Source organism: Halomonas maura (assembly GCF_030409305.1).
Lineage (GTDB): Bacteria > Pseudomonadota > Gammaproteobacteria > Pseudomonadales > Halomonadaceae > Halomonas > Halomonas maura.
In genome coordinates this window covers 1-5,309 of record NZ_JAUFPQ010000003.1, presented here as the reverse complement: position 1 = coordinate 5,309, position 5,309 = coordinate 1, and the positions used below count along the sequence as shown (strand labels likewise).

General features: G+C 72.0%; 6 protein-coding genes. 5 read left to right on the top strand and 1 reads right to left on the bottom strand.

The window, feature by feature from the left end:
• Nucleotides 1–177: 177 nt before the first annotated feature.
• On the top strand, nucleotides 178–1,545 hold the full coding sequence (locus QWY76_RS00835) for an MFS transporter (protein WP_290309221.1): 1,368 nt from the start codon (nucleotides 178–180) through the stop codon (nucleotides 1,543–1,545).
• Here QWY76_RS00835 and QWY76_RS00830 read toward each other — a convergent pair.
• Nucleotides 1,542–2,156, bottom strand: coding sequence for a flavin reductase family protein (locus tag QWY76_RS00830; protein WP_290309220.1), 615 nt, complete (start codon nucleotides 2,154–2,156; stop codon nucleotides 1,542–1,544). The genes QWY76_RS00835 and QWY76_RS00830 overlap by 4 nt on opposite strands.
• 106 nt (nucleotides 2,157–2,262) lie before the next feature.
• Here QWY76_RS00830 and QWY76_RS00825 point away from each other — a divergent pair, with 106 nt between their 5' ends.
• The 4 genes from QWY76_RS00825 to QWY76_RS00810 all read left to right on the top strand — a co-directional run.
• Complete coding sequence (locus QWY76_RS00825; RefSeq protein WP_290309219.1) at nucleotides 2,263–2,793, top strand: retropepsin-like aspartic protease family protein; 531 nt, start codon at nucleotides 2,263–2,265, stop codon at nucleotides 2,791–2,793.
• A 62-nt stretch (nucleotides 2,794–2,855) separates the two neighbouring features.
• Nucleotides 2,856–3,164: a monooxygenase gene (locus QWY76_RS00820; RefSeq protein ID WP_290309218.1), complete on the top strand. Its 309-nt coding sequence runs from the start codon at nucleotides 2,856–2,858 to the stop codon at nucleotides 3,162–3,164.
• A gap of 32 nt (nucleotides 3,165–3,196) precedes the next feature.
• On the top strand, nucleotides 3,197–4,240 hold the full coding sequence (locus tag QWY76_RS00815; protein WP_290309217.1) for an NAD(P)H-dependent flavin oxidoreductase: 1,044 nt from the start codon (nucleotides 3,197–3,199) through the stop codon (nucleotides 4,238–4,240).
• Between the two features lie 31 nt (nucleotides 4,241–4,271).
• On the top strand, nucleotides 4,272–5,309 hold a 1,038-nt coding region (locus tag QWY76_RS00810), incomplete at its 3' end, for a PDDEXK family nuclease (protein ID WP_494337403.1).

Below are 5,309 nucleotides of genomic sequence, written 5' to 3'. Positions count from 1 at the left end.
CCGGGAGCGGGCCTAGCCCTAGCGTTCGCTCGTCGACTTTTCAGGCACAGCCTAGTCGCCTGTCGGCCCGATGCCGGGCGCGTCATCCCCGAGACGACGGGCGCAACAGCCCGCCGTGGCGCCGCAGGGAGAGAGGCTGGTATCTTGAGCCTCCCTCCTCGTATCAGGGATGCCCCCATGAGCGTGATGACCGCCGGCGCGACGCCCCAGACCTGGGCCTCGCGCAAGGAAATCTTCGGCTGGGCGATGTTCGACTTCGCCAACCAGGCCTATACCCTGCTGATCATCACCGTGGTGTTCGGCGAGCTGTTCACCACGGTGATCGTCGGCGACCGGGGCGACGGCTACCGGCTGGCCAACTTGCTGTGGAGCCTGGCGCTGGCGGTGAGCTACCTGCTGGTGGTGGTCACCGGGCCCCTGTGCGGCGCGGTGATGGACTACCAGGCCGCCAAGAAGCGTTTCCTGTTTGCCAGTTACCTGGCCACGGTGGCGGCCACCGCGCTGCTCTACTTCGTGGCGCCCGGCTACGTGTGGCTGGGGCTCATCCTGATCGTGGTGTCGAACTACGCCTACTCCATGGGCGAGTCCTTCATCGCCGCCTTCCTGCCCGACCTGGGACCGCCGGAGGCGCTGGGCCGCATCTCCGGCTTCGGCTGGGCGCTGGGTTATGTCGGCGGGCTGTTCGCCGCCGGCTTCACCCTGGTGGTGCTGGGAGAGGCCAGCGCCGAGAACTTCGAGCGCATCCGCTGGGTGGGGCCCTTCGCCGCGGCCTTCTTCCTGGTCACCGCCATCCCCACCTTCCTGTGGGTTCGCGAGCGCGGCAGCCCCCAGCCGCCGGGCAAGTCCTACCGGGAGATCGCCTGGCAGCGGGTCTCGACGACCCTGCACGAGCTCAGGCGCTTCCGTGACCTGGCCACCTTCCTGGTCTCGCTGCTGTTCTCCATGGCCGGCGTGTACATCATCATCGCCTTCGCCTTCATCTATGGCGCCCAGGTGATCGGCTGGGACGAGTCGATCCGCAACATCATGTTCATCATCGTGCAGATCACCGCGGCCATCGGTGCCCTGGGCTTCGGCTTCATCCAGGATCGCATCGGCACCCGGGTCACCTACCTGATCACCCTGGTGCTGTGGGTGGCGGCGATCCTGGCCATCTGGGCCACGCCGGAGCTCACCGCCTGGCTCAACGCCGGCCTGGGGCTCGGCTGGGAGGCCCAGCACCTGTTCCTGGTGGTGGGCTGCCTGGCGGGGCTCAGCCTGGGCTCCAGCCAGTCCGCCAGCCGCACCCTGGTGGGGCTGTTCTCCCCGCAGCGCAAGGCCGCCGAGTTCTTCGGCTTCTGGAGCCTGGCCAACAAGCTGGCCGGGGTGGGGGGCATCATCGGGCTGGGCCTGCTGCAGTCGGTGGTCGGGCTCAAGGCCTCCATCCTGCTCTGCGCCGCGCTGTTCATCGTCGCCATCCTGATCTGCCTGGGCGTCAACCAGGCCCGCGGCCAGCAGGCCGCGAGAGACTGGGAGGCGCGCAACGGCGCCCCGCCTGCTGCCTAGGCCGGGCGCGTCAGGGCGAAGCGGTCGGTGCAGCGGCTGTAGTCGGCGCCGGCCAGGCGGCCGATGGGGCGCAGGGTCTCGATATCCACATGGCGGCCATTCCAGATCGAGGCGTCGGCATGGATCACCGTCACCTCGGCGAGCACCAGGTTGCCGGCCAATGGCCGGTCGCCGAAGCGGATGACGTCGCGCACCCGGCAGCCGAAGGCCACCGGCGCCTCCGCGATCCGCGGCACCCGAAGCTCCCCCAGGGGGGCCTTGGTCAGGCCGGCATGGGCGAACTCCTCCTCGCCCCGGGGCAGGCTGGCGCTGGTGGCATTGAGGGCCTCGGCCAGGGCTTCCCCGCCGATGTGCACCACGCACTCGGCGACCTCGTCGAGGTTGCGGATGGTGTCCTTGGCGCTCCCCTCGCCGTTGATCAGCGGAGAGAAGGCCAGCACCGGTGGGTCGACACTGGCCACGTTGAAGAACGAGAAGGGCGCCAGGTTGGCCCGGCCCGCCGCGTCCACGGTGGCGACCCAGGCGATGGGGCGCGGCGCGATCGCCCCGGAGAACAGCCGGTAGAGGGTGCCGGCCTCGAGGCCGTCGACGGAGAGGGGGGCTTCGCTCATGGGGCTTGTCCTCGGCGTTGGGGAAGGGGCCTCATCCCAGCATGGGCAGCTGTGGGCGTCCAGTGGCATCATGCCAAAGGGGAACGGGACGCGGCGAGGAGGGCGAATGGGCGACGGGCGACACGGCGTGAGGCGCACCGGGCTCGGCATGATGCTGGTGTTCTGGGTGCTGTTCATCGGCCTCGGCAGCTGGTGGCTGCAGGGCGGGCTGGCGCGTCGCGAGAATCCCAACGCCCAGCTGGTCAATGGCGTGGCGGGTGACACCCTCAGCCTGGAGCGCAACGTCTCGGGCCACTTCGTGGCCACCGGGCGGATCAACGGCGAGCCGGTGCCCATGCTCCTCGATACCGGGGCCACCTACGTGGCCGTGCCCGCCGGCCTGGCCGACCGGCTGGGCCTGCGCCCCGAGGGCTCGGCCTGGTTCTCCACCGCCAACGGCCGGGTGCGCGGCCAGCTCACCACCCTCGACGAGATCAGCCTCGGCGGCTTCACCGCCCACCGAGTGCGTGGCTCCATCAGCCCCGGTCTGGCGGAGGGCATGGTGCTGCTGGGCATGAGCTTCCTCGGCCGCTTCGATATCGAGATCCGCGGCGAGCGGATGGTGCTGCGGCTGCCGCAGCGCGGTGACGCGCCCTGACTGGCAGGCACCCGGCGAGACGCTATGCTGGGAGCCGCATTCTCGACCTTGGAGGCCGTCATATGGCCGTGATCCTGCAGATCCACTTCCCCTTTCCGGGCCCCTTCGGCGAGGCGATGGTCGATGCCCTGACGCCGCTGGCCCAGGGCATCAACCGGGAGCCCGGCCTGCGCTGGAAGGTCTGGACCGAGTCGCCGGAGCGCCACCTGGCCGGCGGCGTCTACCTGTTCGACGAGGCCGCCAGCGCCGAGGCCTACCTCGACAAGCACAGCGCGCGCCTGGCCGACATGGGCATCGAGGGCATCGAGGCGGAGATCCTCGAGGTCAACGAGGGCCTGACGGCGATCAACCAGGGGCCGCTCGGCGGCTGAGCCGCCCGTCTCATCACGACGAGGAATCTTGTATGTCATGGATGACCACCCTCGGCCTGCGCTGGCCGATCCTGCAGGCCCCCATGGCCGGCGCCCAGGGCGTCGAGCTCGCCGTCGCCATCGCCGAGGCCGGGGGCCTCGCTGCCCTGCCGGCCGCGATGCTCGGGCCGGACGCGCTGGATGCGGCCCTGCATGACTACCGCGCCCGCACCTCGCGGCCCCTCAACGTCAATGCCTTCTGCCACCCTCCGCCGGCCCCGGATGCCGAGGCGCTGCAGCGCTGGCAGGACGCGCTTGCACCCTACTATGCGGAGTATGGCCTGGAAGCGCCCACGCCCCCGGCCGGCCCCGGGCGTCGGCCCTTCGACGAGGCGGCCTGTGACGTCCTGGAAGCCCATCGCCCCGCGGTGGTGAGCTTCCATTTCGGCCTGCCGTCCCCCGCGCTGCTGGCGCGGGTCAAGGCCTGGGGCGCTCGGGTGCTATCCACCGCCACCACCCTGGAGGAGGCCCGCTGGCTCGAGGCCCATGGCGCCGACGCAGTCATCGCCCAGGGCCTGGAGGCCGGCGGCCACCGGGGCCACTTTCTCGACGACGACCTCACCACCCAGGTCGGCAGCCTGGCGTTGCTGCCCCAGGTGGTCGAAGCCGTCGACGTGCCGGTGATCGCTGCCGGCGGCATCGCCGGCCCGCGCTGCGTGGCGGCGGCGCTGTCGCTGGGCGCCTCGGCGGTGCAGGTGGGCACCGCCTTCCTGGGCTGTCCGGAGAGCACCATCGGCGCGCTTCACCGCCAGGCCCTGACGTCGGGCGAGGCCCGTCATACTGCCCTGACCAACCTCTACAGTGGCCGTCCGGCCCGCGGCATCGTCACCCGGCTGATGCGCGAGCTCGGCCCGATGAGCGAGTCGGCGCCGCCCTTTCCTCTGGCCACGGCGGCCCTCGCGCCGTTGAGGGCCGCCGCCGAGGCCGCCGGGTGCCGCGACTTCTCGCCGCTCTGGGCGGGGCAGGACACCAGCGGTTGCCGGGCCGTGCCGGCGGCGGAGCAGCTGCGTTGGCTGGCGTCGGGTCTGGTCCTCTGACGCTGTGGCGGTGGGCTGATATCATGGATGCATGAACAGTGTCATGTCCGCCGCCCGCGTCACGGCCTCCCTGGACGATCCCTTCTACTACCTGGCCAACTTCCAGTACGTGCTGGACTGGGTGGGCGAGCGCCACGGCGACCTGCTGAGCGACGACGAGCGGGCCTTCCTCGACGCCTTTCCCCGCCTGCCGCGGGCCTCCCGGGCGCTGCTGGTGCGCATGGTGATGCGCAAGGGCGAGCACTTCCGCACCTCCCGGCTCGCCTACGCCGAGATCGGCGTCACCGCCGATGCCCTGGCGCCGCTGGTGGCGGCCGGCTGGGTGGACGCCGACCCGCCGCTGTCCCTCGACGAGCTGTTCCGCCAGCTGCGCCTGTCCGAGTTGCGCCAGGCCCTGGCCGGGGAGGTCGCCGCCGCTGGCCTGTCCGCCGGCACCGCCAAGGCCGTCCTGCGGGCGGCGCTTGCGCCGCGGCTGATCCGGCCACGGCGCCTCGCCGACTGGTGGCCCGAGGCGCCGGATGCGGTGGTGCGCCTGGCGGTCATGGCGCTCTGCGACCGCCTGCGACTGATGTTCTTCGGCAACCTGCGCCAGGACTGGGCGGAGTTCGTGCTCGCCGAGCTCGGCCTGCAGCGCTTCGAGACGGTGCCCTTCGCCGCGGATGCCCGGGCCTTCCAGCGCCGGGACGAGGTCGACGCCTACCTGGCCCTGCACCGGCTGCGCGAGCGCCTCGACGACGGCGAGTGCCCGCGGGCCCTGGCCGCCGAGGTGCCGGGGCGACCCGACAACCCCTGGCTGGCCGCCCGTCGCGCCCGGCTGCTGTGTCACCTGGGCCGCGAGGCGGAACGCCGGGGCGAGCAGGAGACGGCGCTGGGCTGCTACGCCGAGGCCGGCGCCGGCGAGGCGCGCATCCGCCGCTGGCGGCTGCTCGAGCGGCGCGGCGAGCATGCCTTGGCCCTGCAACTGGTCGAGGCGGCCGAGGAGGCGGGCACGCTCGGCGAGCCGGAGGCGCAGGCCCTGGCGCGCCTGCGTCCGCGGCTGTGCCGCAGGCTGGGACGGCCGGCCCCGCCC